The following is a 19,633-nucleotide window of genomic DNA, read 5'->3' as shown; positions in this document are numbered from 1 at the left end:
AGAGTGATTTGATGGTTTCTCTTTGTACTAATCAGGCTTATAGCCTGCTAGCAGGGAGGCGACATAGAGTTTCTATCGAAACAAGCCTCGATAGTCCAATTTTAAAGCACATAGGTTAGCTAAGACCAGTTATGAAAATTACTTTGAAATGAAAAACTTTTTGAAAAGATTAGGCCTTCTCAAAGAAGCCGGCAAACGAAAGCAACGGGTGAAACCTTACTTTAAATTTGTAAGTAAAGAGACCAATAACAAAAAGGCTGGTATGGGTATCAGTATTCGAAGCCTCGTTAAAGAAGATGTTTCCCCCCTAAAGGGCTCTGAACTTGCCTTTATCATACAAGAAATAAAAAAAGGTAATAAAGAACTCACTAGGCTCCTTGGCATAAAAAGTAAGGATCTTGATAATCACATCAAAATCAGAGTGTCTTTAGATACAGCAAAAGCACTAGTTTCTCGTTGTGCATCATCTACTGACGTCACTTCACTAGTTACATTAATATTGAATCACGCAGATTTTCCAGTTAATGAATTCATTATGCATGAAAATTTGGCCCCTGAGATTTTCAGAGACTTAGCGATACTTTTTAGAACTGTTAATAAGAGTACAAGCTTTTGGTTAATAGCAAGAGCTAAAATGCTTCGTCCAGACGGGCCGGTTATATCTGAATTGTTTGAATCAATATCAGAGGAATATATTGCAACGCTTAATGTAGGCATTGGAGTTATCACATACAATAGAAAAGACCATTTAGCAAAAACTGTCGAAGCCATCAAAGCCTTCACAACAGGTGATTATCAACTTGTTGTTGCTGACGACGGCAGTAAAGACGATACAGTAGAATGGTGTCAACAAAATAACGTACCTCATACTTATTGTGCGAATAAAGGCGTTGTGCGAAACAAAAACAGGGCTTTGTATTATCTCAACGAAGTCAAAAAAGTTGATGTTTTAATTTTGCTAGAGGACGACTGTCGGCCGAATAAAGAAAACTGGCAAAAAGAGTGGGTGATTGCTGCGCTTTTATGGGGTCACATTAATTATGCGCATAAGCGAATAATCAAAAAAGAAGATGCAGTGGTTTCTGGTACTGGATCGAGTACTTTACCGTATCTTTGCAGGTTGGTAACAGGGCAATGTACAGCTTGTAGCAAGGATGCAATGGATAATATAGGGTACTTGGATCCAAGGTTTAGTGGCTATGGTGCCGGACATGTCGAGTGGACAGAGAGGTTCATCCGGCAGGGGTACAATGGCAGCACGGAAAAACACTGGGTGTACCCTGCAATCAACACTGGCTTAAATTCTGATGACGCACCAACTTTCAAAAATCCCGAGCAGTTAGAAAAAAACAGAGCGCTGAAGAAAAAAATAAGCAAAGATGCTCACAAGCGTGAACCTTGGGTAAATACTGATGAAGAAAATGAGTTTCTTGAAGAAATAGAATCTATTAAAGATCAATAAAACAGCGAATTATTTGTAACTACTATTTTTATTATTGACGCTAGATAATTCGCCAATCAATAATACAAGAATACTGGTGAGGTGTTATTCGCCGAATTTGGAATTAAAGTATGGATGCTGTAACGTTGCGTGGCTTGTTTTTTTTAGTTTTATTATGTGTAGCTTCATGTGGCGGCGACTCTCAATCGTCCCCACCAACGGTGTCTGAACAGGAGCAATTAAGTCGCTCTTATTCAATAACTTTACCACAAGAGATTGTTTCTGATGACACAATCATCTTAACTGTAAACGCCTCTAATAACAGCAATCCGCAAAAGGTAACTGTAGAGTCGTGGAGTACATCATTGGAAGCTTCGCTAAATATAGTGGATACCAGTGAAGGCAAGTTCAGTTTTATTGCGCCCCAAGTACGTAAGCGCACATCATTTAGTATTACAGCAAACCTAGTAAATGAAGCAGGAACGAAATTTAATGTCAGCGCGCAGTCTTTAATACTTCCTTCCAAGCCAAATCTAATTGTCATTTTCACTGACGACCAAGGATATGCTGATATCGGTGCCCATAACATTGTTAACGACATCAACACGCCTAATATAGACAAGTTAGCGGCTAATGGGGTGCTATTTTCTAACGGCTACATAACTGCCCCCCAATGCACACCCTCGCGAGCGGGAATGGTTACTGGTGTTTATCAACAACGATTTGGAGTAGATGACAACCGATATACACCAATACCTGAAAATGTGGTCACCATGGGAGACCGTTATTCTGACCTTGGTTATACAACAGGAATGGTTGGCAAGTGGCACCTTGAAATAGATCAAAATTCAAAGCCATGGTTTAAAGAAAACTTTCCTGATACACCCATAAGTGAGTTTAACCTAGGAAGGTTACCTTCATCGCTAAAGGAGCGATATTACCCGTCATCAAAAGGTTATAAATACAATTATTTCGGTTACGCAAACCGTTACTGGGCTAACTATGACCTTAAGGGCAATCAAACTCAGTTGGGCTGGATAAGTAATTCTGACTACAGGTTAGATGTCGTTTCAGACGCAGCGACGCAATTTATAGATATAAATCACGATGAGCCGTTTTATCTTCATGTTGCTCATTACGCACCACATGTACCTTTAGAGGCAACGGAAGATTACTTATCACTGTTCCCTGAGCAGTCATCTAATCGGCGAAGATACGCGTTGGCAATGATGTACGCAGTAGATGCAGGTGTAGGTAGCATAGTATCTAAGCTTGAAGAATATGGAATACTGGAAAACACTATTATCGCTTTTATCAGTGACAATGGTGCTCCAATAGGACTCGACTTTACTGATGCTCCCATAGCAGAAAAAGAGGCTTGGAACGGTTCATTGAATGCGCCATTGCTGGGTGAGAAAGGTATGTTGACTGATGGGGGGATAAAAGTGCCCTTTATCGTCCATTGGCCCGAAAAGCTTCAAAGCAATACCGTTATAGATGAGCCTGTTATTAGCTTAGATGTGCTGTACTCTGCAATTAAACGTGCAGGTGCTTCTGAAACTGTCTTATCAGAACTCGACGGTGTTGATATTTTTCCAACTCAAGGTTTTGACACGAGCGCTCTTATGAATCGCCCGCTTTTTTGGCGTTTTTGGAATCAGTCAGCAGTTCGTCTTGGAAACTATAAGTACCTTAAAATGGGCGCAGAGCACGAGTTTTTATTTGATATGGCTTCAGACGAGGCAGTTTCCAGCAATTTAATTTCAGACATGCCAGACAAAGCAGAAGAACTCAAAAGTTTGTACGAGGCTTGGAATGTAGAGATGTATAGGCAGCCCCAACAAAACGCACTTAATTCTCAGGAGCGGGAGTGGTTGTCTTTTTATCTAGCGCATTAAAGGGAGCGTGTGAAGGAACCCCTAAAACTGATACACTTACTATATATTCATTAGGGCCTAACATGCTGCCGAAGTTTTAACTCGCAACTGAAAACATGAAGTCGATTTTCAAACGCAAATCATATATTGAGTTACCGAGTTTCTCCTCTGTAACGAATGAAGATGTTATTTTTCACATTGGCGCTCCAAAAACTGGATCGACAGCAATTCAAAAATTTTGCCTCGAAAACAGAGAAACGCTGAAAGAGCATGGGCTTTACTACCCTAATCACGGTGTGGATAAAAATGGAATATCTGGGGGGCATTCATCATTAGGGCAAGCTTTAATCGAAAATAGGCTAGATGACGCTGCTACGATTCTCGGTAATTACGTCAAAGAAGCAAAAGACGATAATTGCGTACTTCTACTTTCAGCGGAGTCGATTTTCTATTCTCCAGACAAGCTGACGGTTATACTCGGTAACTTAAAGTATAAAGTAGTAGTTTTTTATAGAGCTCCCCTAGAGGCTTTATACTCGAATTATAATCAGTTAGTAAAAAGGCACTTCTTAACGACGGATATCACCAGTTACTGCAAAGTGCAATTGGAAAGCCCAAGCGGCTTTTTAACTAGTGAAGCTCATGCGAGATGGTTGGGAGAGTATGACCACAATAAGATAACACTAGTGAGCTATTGCGAAGCTACTTTAAAGACGTTACCAATTCAAAAGCTTTTTTTAATATCGCTAGGACTTGACCATAAACAAGTCGAAAATAATTTCATTATAGAAAATAAGTTTGTAAATCGAAGTTACCCCTTAAGTGCACTAGAGCTAAAGCGGATGTTGAATTTCGTGTTGTCAGATGAGTTGAAAGATATTAACGACAAGGTTGATATATATTTACAGAGTTTTGCTGATAAGCAGGTTGAACAGCATGATATAGAAAGTCGTGTTTCGAAGGATTTGTACTATCGACTGGAAAAAACAACAGAATCAAACTTTAAATATCAAGTAGAGGCGGTAATTTCCAAGATACGTAGTCTGTCGAAATTAGAAAAAGTTAAAGCATCACCTCTGAACGCAATGCAATTGAATATCCAAATATTCCAGTTGCTTACAGAAATGTCAGAAAGAGAACCAGAACTCTTCGATGAGTTGAGAAAGAAGCTCGCGATTAAACTAAGTGAAAGGTCAGTTCATTTTGAGATATTTAAACTGGCTGAATTTTTTAATTTGGAATTTGAGGTGAAAAGTTCAGAGTGGTTCTCACAAATGCAAATTGACAGGATGCCAAACTATGAGAAAGCCGAGTTCTTACGCGATATTGCAGACCTAATGTATAGAAGAGGCGATTATTTAGATGCTGAGAGCATCATAAACGCTGCTATTAGAGAGCGCCCTCATGGTCCTGTAATCAAAAAGCTTAAAGCAAAAATTACAAAGAAACTTAATTCATAGAGTTACCAGAAATAAATCCGATTGACTTTTCCTTTTTTATATTAAGTTAAAATAAGCGAGAGCCACTGTAAGTGCAGTTCAACGTTATTATTGAAGAACACAGTACATACGAATAGACTATCGTACTTTTGTTTTTGGAAAAACGAGTTGAACTCCGGTTTTTCAATACGCAGAGCCTCTTGTAGTAAAGAACAAATAGTTTGTAGGGAATACGATGACAAATAAAAATTTGGCAGGCCACATAGATAGTTTTGAAGGCGGAATCTTGAGAGGTTGGGCTGCGAACTTAGATGATGAAAATCCACTAGAGATCGTAGCATGCGATGAAGCTGGTCAGTTACTAGGGACTGGAGTGGCGAATGAGTTCCGAGAGGACTTAATTGTAAATAATATCAATAAAGGGGCGCACGGTTTTAGTCTAGTCCTGAACAATGAACTTTTGAGAAAAGAAAGTGCGATCGTAATCAAGGATAAAGCCACGGATAAAAAAGTCGCTACCTCTGCATTTAAAGTTTCAAATACGCTTAGTCGAGCTGCAGTTGCTTTAGAAAGCCTTGTCGGCAACAAGTTATCTTTTATCATTCGAAACAAGCAAGTGACTCAAGGGGTCTTCACCCTAGCGTTCAGGGTAGCAAATGAGATAATAGGTCATTACGAATGCGATAGCTCCAAAGACACTAGCTTTGGTTATATATACGTTCCTGCAAAGTTTTTAGATAATGCAAAACACACCGTTGTGGCCTTCATATATGGTGAGCCAGGGTTTTGTGGAAAGCTAGAAATTCAGGGCGACCCTGTGCTCACCCCATGGGAGTATTTGAACCATAGTAGAAGAATTCCCCATTATATCAGTAAACCTCCGAGTGCAGACGCAAGATACGAATCATTAACTCTTCAGTTGCATGATAAAGAGAGAAAAGTAGATATTGAGAGCTTAAGTACGGCGCATAATGTGTTAGTAGAAGGTTATGAGGGGCGAAAAAACTTTCCTAATCTAACCTTGCCTAGCTTTGAAAACCCTAAAGTGTCAATTATTGTACCCGCATATAATAAGTTTTCACTTACTTATCACTGCATCGCTTCAATATTATTAGCCTTCAACAAAACACCTTATGAAGTCATTCTAGCCGACGACTGTTCTACTGACGAAACTAGCCGAGCGGAAGAAATCATAACTAACCTCAAAGTTTCTAGAAACACCGAGAATCTACGTTTTCTTAAAAGTTGTAACAAGGCTACAGAGATTGCATCAGGCGATTATATTGTATTCTTAAACAACGATACCGAGGTGAAAAGCTTGTGGTTAGACGAACTTGTAAGCCAGCATGAAGCTGACTCAAGTGTTGGGATGACGGGGTCTAAATTGTTGAACCTTGACGGTACTCTTCAAGAAGCTGGAGGAATAGTCTGGTCTAACGGTGAACCTTGGAATGCTGGAAGAAACGCTAATCCATACGATTGCTCTTGGAATTATGTCCGGCAAGTCGATTACGTTACCGGAGCTGCATTGTGCATTTCCCGTAATGTTTGGGAAAAGGTAGGTCGATTTAGCGAAGAATATGCGCCTTGTTACTATGAAGATACTGATCTGTCATTCAAAGTGAGAGAAGCAGGGTACAAAGTACTTTACGTTCCGCACTCAGAAGTAATTCATTTTGAAGGTCAGTCACATGGAACCGATGTGTCGAAGGGTTTAAAGCAATACCAAAAAGTAAACGAAGCCACTTTTCGAAGAGCTTGGTTCAACTCTTACAAACACGGTACAAAACCTTCGTTATCAAACTTACATTTAGAAAAAGACCGCAACATTGAGCAAAGAGTTCTAGTAATCGATTATGCAACACCAATGGAAGGGGTTGATGCAGGAAGCCATGCCGCGCTGAAAGAAATAGAAATGATGATAGCTCTTGGTTTTAAGGTTACTTTTGTGCCTCAAAATCTTGCCATTATGGGACTTCATACCAAAAAGCTACAGAATATGGGAGTAGAGGTGCTCTACGTTCCTTTTTATTACTCATTGGACGATGTTTTAGACCGTAGACTAGAGGAAATGGATGCGGTCTATATAACGCGTTATGAAGTAGCGAAAAATTACATAGAACGTATAAAAGCAGAAAATAAGCCTGTTCTATTTAATAATGCCGACCTCCATTTCCTAAGAGAAATGAGAGCGGCTCTTCTAAAAAACGATCAAGAAGCAATGGATGAAGCATTATTAACTCGTGATGAAGAGTTGGCGGTGTGTGAAGCGGTTGATGCTATTCTAACGTACAACACTACAGAACAAGCTGTAATATCGAGCCACTTAGCTAAAACATGCAACATGCACACAACCCCATGGGTAGTCGACCCAAAGCCTTCGGGCAAAGGTTTCTCAGATAGAAGTGGAATTGCATTTTTAGGTGGTTATGGTCACAAGCCAAATGTTGAAGCTGTAGAGTTTATGGTTGAACAGGTGATGCCTAAGTTAAAGGCGGTTAGACCTGACATTACGTTTACTGTATATGGCAGCAAAATGCCAAAGGAGTTTAAACAGTTTGCTTGTGATAATGTCGATATAGTAGGTTTCGCTGAATCGCTAGATAAAGTTTATAACGAGCATCGTATTTTCATTGCGCCACTTCTCTCTGGCGCGGGAATAAAAGGGAAAGTATTGGACGCATTAGCCTATGCCACGCCAACTGTTCTAACGGATGTTGCAGCGGAGGGAACTGGTTTAACGAACGGTATAAATACGTTAATCGCAAATACAGCCGAAGAATGGGTAAAAGCCGTAATAAAACTTTACGATGATGAAGCGCTTTGGAAGCGATTCAGCGAAAATAGTGAATTACTAGCAAGAGAAAACTTCTCTTATCATAACGGTGTTAAGAGGATGAGGACAATTTTTGAATCTGTCGGGGTTTTTACCTCTGTACGAATGGACGAGTTATAAGTGGCAATAATTAACAATACATTCGGATTTGTATTTATTCATGTACCAAAGGCAGCCGGTACATCTGTAACAAATACATTTTCTGCATATACAAACTACTGTGATCTTGAAATTGGTGGGACGGCTTTTGGCGAAAAGCTACAGCCATTGTATCGAAATAAGTTTGGGCTTTATAAGCATATACCAGCCAATGAACTTAAAGCCGTTTTAGGGACGAAAGACTGGTCAAGGTTTTTTACTTTTTCCATAGTACGGCATCCAGCAGATAGACTGCTATCGACTTTTAATTTTTTAAGGCAATGGGGGGGAACCCCTGAAGACCTGAAAGAAAAGCTCTCTTCTTTTGAAGATTTCGATAGCTTTGTACGTTCAGAAGTTTGGAAACGAAGACCTGGACCAGACAATATATTTTTTCCACAAACACACTGGTTATGCGATAAAAATAATAATCTTCTAGTTAACTTTGTAGGCAAGCTAGAAAACTTAGAGTCTAGTATTGAAGATATAAAAGAGCTTTTGTCTTTGCCATATAGAAATAATAGGGAAGTAAAGAAACTTAACGAGAGTTCAGGTGAAAAAAGTTATAGTGGACTTTCATCTGAGAGCGCTCAATTGATCAATAGCTTTTACGAGCGTGACTTCACGACTTTTCAGTACGAAATGTTGGGGCAAGATTAATCACGATGACTTTCTCGACTGAATTAAAGGAATTTCAAAATATTATTGTCGTTCCATTTTCTGAGCTTTTAGACAATCCGAGAGGTATGTCTTTTCATAGAGGCGGGCCTATATTTCCTACCTGGGAAAGTCAGTTAGAAGTAAGGTACTGCAGGGGGGGCAAACCATCGGATGAAGTTCCAGTAGCCCCCAATAAATACCAAGAATTAGCTGCTGATTTGTTGTGGTGTGGCCCTGTAACGCTGCACTATGGGCATATGATTTCTGATTTTTTAATGCGTTTGCCATATTATTTAAATGAGCTCGGTGATAACAAGAAACTATGTTTTGCAGTTCACCCACGGACGGGAATTAAAACAGTCTGGGATTTACCTCAGTGGCTTAGAGATATATTTCAATGGTTTAAGATTTCACTGTCTAACGTAGTCATAGTTAGTGAGGCTATTAAGGTCAAGAAGTTGTTTGTGGCCCCTCAAGCTGAGCAAGCGGGAATATTAACAAATAGCGTCGGCTACTTTAATGTTTTAGAACGCTTTGTAAGCTTAAATTTAAACACCTACTGTAAACAAGGTGGGAAGTATTATGTTTCTAGAGCAGCAATGAAACACGGTAAAATTGCTGGCGAAGCTTATCTTGAAGACATATTTAGCTCACTGGGCTTTAAGGTTTTAAGGCCAGAGTCTGTTTCAGTGTTGGAACAACTTCGAATCTATTCACAAGCGGAAGAGTTGGTATTCAGTGAAGGCAGTGCTTTACATACCCTTCAGTTACTTGGTCGAATCAAAGCCCGTGTAACTATTTTAAATAGAAGGACTGGTACAAAATTAGCGGTTAATTTCTTAAAAGAGCGAATTAAATCGTTAGAGTACTTGGACATTGGAACTTTAGTGTTTGGCCTAAATGTGGCAGGAAAAGATTGCCCCGAAACAGGGATCACTATCCCTGACTGGGATTTGCTTCGTTACGGAGTGTCACGATTGTTCAACAGTCAAATACTCATAGACAAGTGTTTAGCAAAAATTTTTGTAGAAAAGGATGTCAAAAAGTGGCTTCAAGCTGAAAAGTCTTCACCGAGGGGCAACGTCGCTGGTTCACTTGAGAAAATCAATAAAACGCTGTTAGAGGTTAACATAGAGGTTTGAGATTGGCCTCTACTTCGTGAGCATTCGTTTTTGCAACATTGATACTCTTCACGAAGCCGTAAATATAGGAAAATAATGAAAATCGCAATTATTGCTAACTGTCAAACTCAGGCAATCTCAAACTACATGAGAATAATTTCTGGGTGTAGCGAAATCGTAAATGTACCTGCTCACTTACTCGGCACTGAGCAATACAATAAAGCGTTAACAAACCTCAAAGAAATAGTTAACGATGAAAATGCAGTAATCTTCACTTTCAACTTAGGTGAAAGATTCGGTGAGATATCGACGCTAAAACTCAAAGCGGTCGCGAAAGCTAAAGTCTTTACTATCACAAATCTTTTTTTTTCTGGTTTTCACCCCGATATCACTTATCTTGGCTCGATGGGCAAGAGAATATTGTCTCCGTTAGGTGATTACCATTCAAAGATTGTTTTAAATTCTTTCATTAGCGGATTTAGCGTAGAAGAAACTATTGCATTATTTAATGAAAAAACTTACAAAGATTTAGGTTTTTTTGAGGAGTTCAACAAAAGCAAGTGTGAACTGCTTGCTAGAGATAAATCTTCTGATATTCAATTTGGTGAAGAGTTCCTGCAGTTAGTGTTGTCTAAACCCTCCTTATATACTATGAATCATCCTACGCCCGAAGTGCTCTATAAATTTACATGTAGATTATGCGAGTATGCTGGGATCGCATATTCAGAATTCCCATCGGCCTTTTTTACCAACTACCTCAGCACCGCTGCGTGGTGGCCAGTTTACAAAGAAATTGCTGAATACCATGAGGCTAATATAGTGCTACCAATGGTTTTTAAGCAGCCAGACTCTCGTGGTGGAAATGTTTTGTCGCTAACACAGTTTATTGAACGAAGCTTTACAAGGTACAAAGAGATTGGTTTTGAAACTATAAAAGAAGCATTTGTAACTAGTGGATAGAAAATAAATAATAATATAGATAAACAAAAATTTTACGATTTTAAGCAGTAGTGAGAGCTGCGTAACCGTCGAGCTTGTTATACAGATTGGAGATATGCTTTCTTTCAACCTAATGCGTGTAATTATTGCGACGACATTTCCGCTGAGACTGCAGATATCGTTTTTGGCGACGAGTGAAGAGGAAGTAACATAGCCTTATCTAGGAATCCAGAATTAACTAAGCTGTTCGAAAATGGTGGTGCACGCGGTGAACTAACTACCGAGAATTTATTCTTAAATGAAATTATACAGACTCAGTTCGGTGGTATTTCACATAGAAGACATGGATTAGTAGTTAGAACGCAAGATGATGAACAGGAAGGACGCAGCTTTCCAAGTAAAAGAATTGACCCTAAAAAGGTTAACCTAACCTACTGGAGAGTAGAGTTGCTTCGTCAGCGTCGTAAAATGTCTGTAATGAGAGAAAAGGTATTTGCTGAAGCCAAGGCTAAAGACGACTTAAGCTATTTTCTCAATTTGATGTCAAGTGAAACAGCTGTTTATCGATATATTGAATCTTTGAGAAGTAAGTTGTAAATCAGGTAGTTAAATTAATTTCTCCCGTTTAAAGGGCTATTAAGGATAAAGTATTATGGAAAAAAGTATCTACAATGACGCTTTTTATGACTTACAATGCAAGGAAAGTTATGAAAGCGCTCTTGTTGTATTAGCTTTGCTAAGACAAAAACTCGGAGTAAAAATACAACAGAACTCGATAATTGATTTTGGATGTGGAGTTGGGAGCTGGCTTGCTGCTGCAAAGGAAGTGGGCTTTAAGCATGTCTGTGGTACAGATGGCGAATACGTCCCTAGAGATCGTCTGATGATAAAGCAAGATGAATTTCTGCCAAATGACTTATCTATTCCATCAAGAGCTAATATTCCTGGAGAAAAATTTGACCTTGCTATGTCACTCGAGGTCGCAGAGCATTTACCTGAAGAGGTCGCCTCAGATTTTGTAACCAAGCTAACATCAACTTCCGATATTGTATTGTTCTCTGCGGCTATCCCCTATCAAGGGGGGCATGGGCATATCAATGAGAATTGGTTAGAGTATTGGGCCAGATTTTTTCGTGAACAAGAGTTCATCCCCGTAGACTTGCTTCGTGCTGATATCTGGTACGATAGTCGTGTATGTTGGTGGTACAAGCAAAATTGTATGTTGTTCGTTCGAAATAAAGTTTTAGAGTTGCTACCTGCAAACACGTTGGTTAATCCAATTCTATCTGTAATTCACCCCGAACAGTTTCTTGTAGCTGAGCATAGAGAAAGCGTTCATAAGAACTATTCTTTGGGTGCAGACAAGTGGTATTTTAGAGAACTTCTTTCCAAAGACCAAAAATTAAAAAGGTCTTATGGTAGTGAGCATGCTTTAAAGTAACTCAAGTTTAAAGCTTCTGTAAACCTCGCCTAATTTGTACTAGCTCAGATTTGATCTGACAGATCCCCGTTTTTTCAAGAGCCGCTGTCAGATTAGATTTGAGCTAAGTTCTTCTCAGCTGTTAACACCAAGCGATTCTTTCGTATCCGCTAATTACCAAGGGAATTTGACGGTTATTGACCTTTCCCCTGTACAAGCACCACTTTCTCGATGAGATGTTTCATATTATGCTGCCTGTATCGCATACTCAACAGGTGGCATATAATTCAGTGCGCGTGTCCGTCCGACAATCCCCACATTTAATTCATAAGTTAGCTACGGCATGGTGTTCTCTTTTTGTTAAGGAGAATAACCATGCAGCAATAACAACGAAGAGAAGTGAGTCGTCCAGACTTCTCTAAAGCATCATCGAAACCGCTAAAGCTAATGATGAACTCAACGTGTTCGAATATGTGATGACCTGCATTAATGAACACAGTAAATCGGAAGCGAACATCTGATCTTCTCCCTGAACTAGCACCACTCTCTCGATGAGATTTTTTATATTATGCTAGCCATTTTGCATACTCAACAGGCGGCAGGTAATTCAGTGAACTATGTTGTCGAACGTTATTGTAATGTTCGCGCCATAGATCAATTTCATATCTGGCTTCATCTAGAGTTCTGAACCAGTGTTGGTTCAGGCATTCATTTCTAAATTTGCCGTTTAAGCTTTCGACAAATGCATTCTGCTTAGGACTGGCTGCTGGATAAATCCAACTTCTATACCTGTTTCTTTACTACAGAAGAACATCGCCTTGCTGCTGAATTCTGTGCCGTTGTCGCTAATTACCTTTTTAGGCTTTCCCCGTAGCTCAATCAGTTGGCTGAGAAAACGGGCGACTTCTCGTCCGCTAATCGAAACTGACACAAGTTGGCCAACCATTTCTCTAGAGAAGTCATCAACCACGTTCAGAACACGAAACCGTCTACCGCAGCTTAGTTGGTCTGAAACAAAATCAATGGACAAGCGTTGATTCGGTGCTGAAGGCAACTCTATCGGCTGTCTTGGTCGTGCTAGCTTTTTACGCTTCTAAGTGTATACCTGTAGCGCTTCTTCGGTATAAAGGCGATAAGTATGCTTGCGATTAACAACCAGGCCTTCTCCTTTGCGCAAACCTTGAAGCATTAAATAGCCGTATCGCGGATACTGTGCGACGCCTGTTGCTGCAGACGTAAACGAACTGTTATCTTTTTGGCAGTAGCGAAATCCTGTTCTGCTAACAACAGCAGGCTTACAAGCCACCCGTTAACTGAGTTTAAACACATCAATCAAATAGCGGGCGACAAGTTTTCTTACGGCTTGAAGGCCTTGATAATTTGATCTTCGTGGTAGTGTTTTTTCATTTTGAGATTTCCATCGTCTCCAGTTTATTGGAAATCTCATCAAAGGGCATGGTGTTATTTGGGGGGAAGGTCGATTAAAAGCTTAATTTTATAAAAAATTTAACATTAATACCGTCGAGCCTCGTGAAAAAACACATCTATGCGATTCATACTAATTAACCAATATTAAAGTCGTACTGATCAAGAATTTTTTTCCAGTCAGTATAAGCTCCTGGATAAGGAGAGTAAGGCATTTCGTGAACTTCAACATTTGCGAAATTCGATAGCTTGCCTTTAATGCCGTTATCGTATAGTCCTCTATTGTTGTGGGGTATCAGTATTAATTTAAAGTTCTTATATCGTTGATTAACAAAATTACATAATTCCAGGACAGCACTAGTTGGTTCATTAAAGTTGCAGATAAGTAATTTTTCTTTATTTGAACATAGAGTTTCAAGAGTCTTATCTGCAAGATAATTAAACTTATTCTTTAGTTGAGGGTACAGTTCTCTTAATGACAACTCTGTTAATGTACCATCGTTTGAGCCGGGAAAACTATGGGGATATATTAGGCCATTAAAGTTATCAACAACACTTTTCTTGTTATTCGGTTCATCGCAAAGTTCTAAATTTTCTAATTCAAACGCGCCATGAAACTCGGCATCAAGTGTTTTAACTAAGCCTTGTATTGGTGTGATTGACCAATCAAAATAAAATGTGCCGTAATCTTCAACATTTTTTCGATTTTCACCTAGAACCAATTCGCTCGGGTTTTTGCCTTGGCGTTCGTATACTGCTTTAGATATATTATAGCGACTTTGGCAGTTTGTTCCTAAGCTCAAAGCTACTTGAAATTTTTGCATTACAACTTTCCATCACTTGTAAAAAAACAATAATCATCAGTTATATGGGTAGTGTCTATTAAATTCTTGCAGTACTCATTAACTGTTAGATAATCTAATATTCTTCTATATTTTAAATCCATATGAAATGACATGTAATTATGTGCATTATTAATTATGGTTTTACATAAATCGATGTTGTCATTTAAAAAGTTTATTGCCTTCTCTATAGATTCAACATTGGTAACCGGAACATAATGAACCCAAGGCTCTAGACCAGCGCACAGCGCTGTTTCCCATTCGCTTTCGACTTTTAAGACCACTGAGTTACTCATAAGTGCCCAGAAGATATTAGAAGGAATATCATTGCCATCTATCGCAAGGAGGTATTTATAAGCACGCTGATCTGCAATATTCATCTTTGGGCTAAAAGAAGTTGGTAGATTGACTTTCAAGTAATCAACAAGCTTGCGATAGTTATCATTGCTAGGCGCCGTAAAACCGACATTAAACTCTGGTTTCTTTGATAGTTCTGGAATTAGTGATAGTCGTGCAAACTTGGAGAAGTGAGTGTGGGGAGCTTTTTCATAAACGGTATTTCTTGCTGACTTCTTTTCGTTGAAATTTGTAAAGTAAACGCCCGAAGGTGCGCCCCTCCAAACAAGAGTATCCTTTTTTTTCTCAAATGGTAAGTCATCTCTCTCTAATGGAACATTTCTTGAGCCGAGACCCATAAATGATTTACCTAGTGGGAATAAAGTTACATAGTCCCGTTGGCTCTTGGTTCGTGCATACTGTATCGGGCCTTGAAAGGTCAAATTACTTGGAAGCAATCTAGAATAGTCATGACCTTCAGCGTCATTAAAGTTAACCAATACTTGTTTATAAATTTTGCTTTTTAACAAGTAATTAGCGAAAGGAACGACTCTCTTCTCCAGTCCCGAATTTACTGGAGTAAAAAATTTGTTAGTGTCTTTTTCCCACCTAATGTCTTTAAAGTCACCGCTAGGAGAAACGACTTTTCTCTCAGACCCATTGATGATGCTACATGATGTGTTCCTCAAGCAATCAAACATGTCAATTGGTAGCGTGTAATTCATTTTTTTTGCATTTTGACTTAACCGAAGAGAAAGTGCTTTCTCGATATCGTCGTCTCTGTTAGTCATTTAGATTACCAATTTTGTTAATAATAGTTTCAGGCTCTTGCAGAAAAAGCTCAATAAATTTCTTTATGCCAAATTTTTCAGCTATGAAAACAGGAACCCTATGACCATAATTTTTTATGTTGTAAATGGCGTCCTCAAACTTCTCATCGATTGAAGTGAATTCTAGGGATGCTTCGCGATCGACGTTCTCCAAGTCTCCATATAACATGAGAAGGTTGCCGTTATAGCCTGAGATTAGTTTGCTCCAATCAATTTGTATCTTCTCACTTCCAGCGAACTTGTTTGCCGAATAGCTACCTTTTTTAAAAAAAGTAGCTTCTGAACCAGTAGATATGATTGCGTCCACTTTAGAATAAAGCCCATATAGAAGTGCTCCCGTTCCTCCCATAGAGCCACCAAAGTACAGAACAGTGCCTGAACCAGTTTCTGTTAATTTTTGAGCAATCTCGTATAATTTTGTTGCGGCTTCTTTCCATGAACGGCCAAGCCCCGGTATGCCTTCAATATACCAGCTGTTATTTTCGCAATTTACAAATACTTTATTTACATCGAAGTTTTGAAGAGCTTTGACAGAATGGAATTGTCCAGGTAAACAGTCCACTGCAGAGAAAACTACGACAGTAATATCTGATTTTTTTGCGGGCTGTTTAAGAATATAGTTGTCTTCAATTTGCATAATTATAAATAACCTAATTTTGCAAGCGCATTGGGGAATTTTGATTCAAATACTTTATTAAGCTCTGGTGTGAAAATACTTTTATATTGTTCTGCCTTACCGTTTTGAATGTGTCCGGTTTTTTGTTTTTTACCAAACACAGAGTTGTCATAGAAAGCTCTTAATGAGTGAATTTTTTCTTCACTTTCGAGGCCTAGAAAATCACTTATAGCAAACCAGTTATGTAATTCAATATCATTTATAAAATCCTCATATCGAATGGTCTTTACGACACCCATACCATCAAATTTAGTCATGGTCTCGATTTGTCCACCAGCGGAATTATCCATTTCAAACAACATTTTCTCTTCAAAGGTTTCCAGTGTGTTTATTTCTTCGGCATAAGTCTTACCATTAAATTTATCCAAAGGAACATGAAGCCACGCCTCATCAGACCAACAATGATATTTTGCTGATGATATTATTAAATCCCTGGGATCTCTAACCATTCGAATTCCACGAAAACTTGAACAGTCAATTTTGTTTAATGGAAACTTGCTATGATGGTCATAAATTATTTGATTTTTGGTTGATTCTTCAGTTCGTTTTAAATATTCGAGCTTTTCACTTTCGGTCTTTGCTAGGTGCTCATCGGAAATGTTAAACATTTCGCAACCAATCAATTTACTTAATCTGTGAAAAACGCCATGCATCCACACTGTTCCTGTTTTGTGGTGTGTCCCGACGAGAATGTGATATTTCATACTTTACCTTTTGAAAAAAATTTTCTTAGTTACGAGAAGTTACCCAGTCGTTTGGTTTAAAAGCTGTGATTACTAAGGGAAAAATTATTTTGTAAAAACTCTTCCCAAGAGGGGAAGAATTGTCCATCGTAGTTACTTTTCTCATTACTTCTTTTTAATAACATCAGCTGGTTGTGAGTGATATTTCTTATTTCGATATCGTATTTTTCTGCAATTTCTAGCATTATTTGCTCACTATAGGAGAGATCGCAATCACTCTTTGTATTTATAATGATTTTTGGTAAGCCAGATGATACTGTAAATAACCTATCAATATCACTTAGTGTTTCTATATCTATATAACGCACTGTCGTTTCACCAGCTAAAAGAGATATGAATTGGTCAGCAGTTGAGGTATTCGAACTTCCTATTACCCAACACTCTTTAATTTTTTGTTTCGTAATCTCTAAATCTAAATGGATGTGCCCTAGAGAAGGAAAGTAGTGTTTATCTACAACACTATTGTAAGATTTGTATGTTAGCTTACTCTTAACTTTATCTGATTCGATTGGAATAAGTGAGATAACTAATGTGTTAGCTCCTATTTTGATATCGGGGAAGTTTTCACTTAGATTTAGTAGTGTAGTCGGTTTCTGATTTGCAATAGTCGCTTCTAAGTCATTGGCTTCAACAAACTTTATAAAGTTTGAATGAGGGCGGCCCTCTGTTGGCTTTCCAACCACAAAGTAAGAAGCATCTTTAAAGTTCCAATTACATAGATCAATCTTAGCTTGTGCTATGTAGTGAGCCAGTTTGTTTTTCATACCATATTCACTTGGCAATAAAACGAAAACTTGCTTGCGCTTAAGAATGTCTTCTTTGAGCTCTGAAAGTTCATCCCAGATTTTTTGCTCAGTGACTTTATGAGATTTTGCTGATGCATCTGAAAGATAAATTAGCTCATCCGATGCGTAAGAACAGTCAGTCATTGCCAATGCCATTTCTTCAAATGATGTAAGCTCATGAAAGTCATGGCACGCGGTAAATCCTTCCATAGCGTGCTTATGCGAAAACATTGGTTTCGTATGCGATAGGGCTTCCGCAACCTTAATTTTTAATCCTGTTGAAAATTCCATTGGGATGATAGCAGCGTGAATACCATCATAAAATTGGTCGATACTGTCTACATAGCCAACGGTCTTAAAAAATGGGTTATCTTGAACTTCAATTTCATTACAAATAGAGCCGGCTATTTCAACAGTTAGCGGGGCACAATATTTCTTAAAAATTGGCGTAGCACGCTCTATAAATCTTAAAATATTAACTCTGTTAATATTATTGTTCGCACCAATGAAACCGAACTTTACCCCTTCTTCAGTGCTTGGAGTAGACGCTTCTCTCCTGTCGTCAATATGCAGAAGTGTAGAAACCTTAGCTTTTGTCCCCATATTTTTGAAATCAGCTTCTTCTTCTTCTTTAATTGCCCAAACTAAATCAGCTCGGTCCAACGCAATTACTTCCTGATCTTCAGTGGTATGGAAGAATTCTTTGCCTATCCCCTGACTGGCGAGTAGCTCACGTCTACCACTAAATTTGTCATGTGTGTCGAGGACTTTGTAGGTCTTTTCTGGTGCTAACTCAAGTGCTTTGCTTAGCCATGTATAGTTGACAATACAAACATCATATTCACGAGCGGCGAATGTTTTAGATAGGTGATTTTCTAGTGCCCAGTCCCACCATTCATCTATGTGATGGTCGTCACCTTCTTTTGGCCAATCATGCAAAGGTTTGGAAGGCCACACGTGGTCGACTAGCTCCCATTGTTCGTCCATTTTTTTGCGTGTTTCGACAGGTGTATAGTCTCGCCAATCCCCCTCGCTTGCATAATGAACATAATGAATCTCAAAGCCCAAAGATTGAAGTTTAGAACAAACGCTGTAAATCCTTTTCCTATTTCCATAGTTCAAAGGCCAAGTGGGGGTGGGGGCGACTACTAACGCTCTTAATGCTTTATTCTTTTCCATCTTCAATTCCTTCAAGTCCATCGAAGCCTGCAAGGGTTAGAATAGTGTTCGCATATATAGCTGAAAGCTGCCATTGAAATTCACCCGCATCGTCTGTTGCGAAATATAGGCCTTGTAAATTACGGTATCTCGGAGGAAGGCTACACAAGTAATCTTTTATATTAGTAAGCTGGTCGGCAAGGTTTTTTTCAGCTTCGGAAGGGTTCATCATAAAATCCGAAGCAGCTTGCCATGCGGAGCGGCGTCTAAACCAGTCTCGTGTTAAACGTTTTTTCTCAACTAGATGGTCTACACTTGCTTTAGGGTTGTAGACTTCTATGTATTCACTTTGCTTGACGAAGTTTATTAATTCACTCTCTTCGTTAGATAGTAAAACTTGACCGCCACCTTTCCGGCCTAAATTTGTACTGAAACCACCAGCTGCTTCTAACACCTTTTTAGCGAATGAGATATTTGCACCGGCAAACCATTCATTACTATCAGCTACTCTTAATTCGCCGCCCCAGTCAACAACCGAAACGTTTCCTACTAGTGCGTCGCCAAGCCAGGAAGGTCTTGGGATTTCCCAAATAGGTGCGATACGACCACCCACGACGCCTACATTGTCGAAACTTTCAAAGGCATTTAACACTTCTTCAACCCAAACTTGAGAGGCGATTGCATCGTCGTCTAGGTAAGATATGTAAGGAGATTTCGCTAGTTTGTAACCGACATTACGAGCATTAGATAAGCCTGGAGTTTTTTCGAATACGTAAGTTAAGTTCTTAATTGATTCGAAATCTCTCTTTACTGATGCACCTTCACCTGTTTCAGCATTTGGCGTGTTATCAATAATGAGAATCTCAAACTTATCGTCATCTAGCGTTTGCTGTGTAAGGCTATTAACAGCCTTTTTCAAAACTTCGTAGCGATTATATGTGCAGATAACAACCGAAATAAGAGGCAT

The 19,633-nt window shown here is 38.9% G+C and carries 15 protein-coding genes and 1 pseudogene; 9 read left to right on the top strand and 7 right to left on the bottom strand.

Annotated elements, in window-relative coordinates:
• Positions 1 to 148 precede the first annotated feature (148 nt).
• From MADE_RS17315 to MADE_RS17280, 9 genes are all read left to right on the top strand, one after another.
• A complete protein-coding gene (locus MADE_RS17315) occupies positions 149 to 1,462 on the top strand; it encodes a glycosyltransferase family 2 protein (protein ID WP_012519206.1) in 1,314 nt (437 codons plus the stop codon).
• A 110-nt stretch (positions 1,463 to 1,572) separates the two neighbouring features.
• Positions 1,573 to 3,339, top strand: a complete 1,767-nt coding sequence (locus MADE_RS17310; protein WP_023559938.1) for a sulfatase-like hydrolase/transferase — start codon at positions 1,573 to 1,575, stop codon at positions 3,337 to 3,339.
• Between the two features lie 95 nt (positions 3,340 to 3,434).
• Positions 3,435 to 4,778: a hypothetical protein gene (locus MADE_RS17305; RefSeq protein ID WP_012519204.1), complete on the top strand. Its 1,344-nt coding sequence runs from the start codon at positions 3,435 to 3,437 to the stop codon at positions 4,776 to 4,778.
• Positions 4,779 to 4,992: 214 nt separating this feature from the next.
• Positions 4,993 to 7,713, top strand: coding sequence for a glycosyltransferase (locus tag MADE_RS17300; RefSeq protein WP_023559937.1), 2,721 nt, complete (start codon positions 4,993 to 4,995; stop codon positions 7,711 to 7,713).
• Positions 7,714 to 8,391 carry a sulfotransferase family 2 domain-containing protein gene (locus MADE_RS17295; RefSeq protein ID WP_012519202.1) on the top strand — a complete coding sequence of 226 codons (678 nt, stop codon included), beginning with the start codon at positions 7,714 to 7,716 and terminating at the stop codon, positions 8,389 to 8,391.
• Between the two features lie 5 nt (positions 8,392 to 8,396).
• Entirely contained in the window at positions 8,397 to 9,533 is a 1,137-nt protein-coding gene (locus MADE_RS17290; protein ID WP_012519201.1) for a glycosyltransferase 61 family protein, read from the top strand.
• A gap of 75 nt (positions 9,534 to 9,608) precedes the next feature.
• Complete coding sequence (locus MADE_RS17285) at positions 9,609 to 10,472, top strand: WcbI family polysaccharide biosynthesis putative acetyltransferase (RefSeq protein WP_012519200.1); 864 nt, start codon at positions 9,609 to 9,611, stop codon at positions 10,470 to 10,472.
• Between the two features lie 57 nt (positions 10,473 to 10,529).
• Positions 10,530 to 10,649, top strand: coding sequence for a Coenzyme F420 hydrogenase/dehydrogenase, beta subunit C-terminal domain (locus MADE_RS21240; RefSeq protein ID WP_354003125.1), 120 nt, complete (start codon positions 10,530 to 10,532; stop codon positions 10,647 to 10,649).
• Positions 10,650 to 11,103: 454 nt separating this feature from the next.
• Complete coding sequence (locus MADE_RS17280; protein ID WP_012519199.1) at positions 11,104 to 11,892, top strand: methyltransferase domain-containing protein; 789 nt, start codon at positions 11,104 to 11,106, stop codon at positions 11,890 to 11,892.
• 545 nt (positions 11,893 to 12,437) lie between these two features.
• On the opposite strand, the pseudogene MADE_RS21005 reads toward MADE_RS17280, so the two are convergent.
• The 7 genes and pseudogenes from MADE_RS21005 to MADE_RS17245 form a co-directional block, all read right to left on the bottom strand.
• Positions 12,438 to 13,234: pseudogene (locus MADE_RS21005) on the bottom strand (IS3 family transposase); the annotation flags it as partial.
• 199 nt (positions 13,235 to 13,433) lie between these two features.
• Complete coding sequence (locus MADE_RS17270) at positions 13,434 to 14,120, bottom strand: hypothetical protein (RefSeq protein ID WP_012519196.1); 687 nt, start codon at positions 14,118 to 14,120, stop codon at positions 13,434 to 13,436.
• Complete coding sequence (locus MADE_RS17265; RefSeq protein ID WP_012519195.1) at positions 14,120 to 15,265, bottom strand: glycosyl transferase family 90; 1,146 nt, start codon at positions 15,263 to 15,265, stop codon at positions 14,120 to 14,122. Before MADE_RS17265 ends, MADE_RS17270 begins: the two co-directional genes overlap by 1 nt.
• A complete protein-coding gene (locus MADE_RS17260; RefSeq protein WP_012519194.1) occupies positions 15,258 to 15,941 on the bottom strand; it encodes a hypothetical protein in 684 nt (227 codons plus the stop codon). Before MADE_RS17260 ends, MADE_RS17265 begins: the two co-directional genes overlap by 8 nt.
• A 2-nt stretch (positions 15,942 to 15,943) precedes the next feature.
• Positions 15,944 to 16,684, bottom strand: a complete 741-nt coding sequence (locus tag MADE_RS17255) for a sulfotransferase domain-containing protein (RefSeq protein WP_148291034.1) — start codon at positions 16,682 to 16,684, stop codon at positions 15,944 to 15,946.
• A 56-nt stretch (positions 16,685 to 16,740) separates the two neighbouring features.
• Positions 16,741 to 18,687 (bottom strand): glycosyltransferase, encoded by a 1,947-nt coding sequence (locus tag MADE_RS17250; protein WP_012519192.1) that lies wholly within the window; start codon positions 18,685 to 18,687, stop codon positions 16,741 to 16,743.
• A complete protein-coding gene (locus MADE_RS17245; RefSeq protein WP_012519191.1) occupies positions 18,674 to 19,633 on the bottom strand; it encodes a glycosyltransferase family 2 protein in 960 nt (319 codons plus the stop codon). Before MADE_RS17245 ends, MADE_RS17250 begins: the two co-directional genes overlap by 14 nt.

Source organism: Alteromonas mediterranea DE, from assembly GCF_000020585.3.
GTDB classification, from domain to species: domain Bacteria; phylum Pseudomonadota; class Gammaproteobacteria; order Enterobacterales; family Alteromonadaceae; genus Alteromonas; species Alteromonas mediterranea.
Note: the sequence above shows the minus strand (reverse complement) of the source record. Positions and strands in the feature narration are given on the sequence as shown.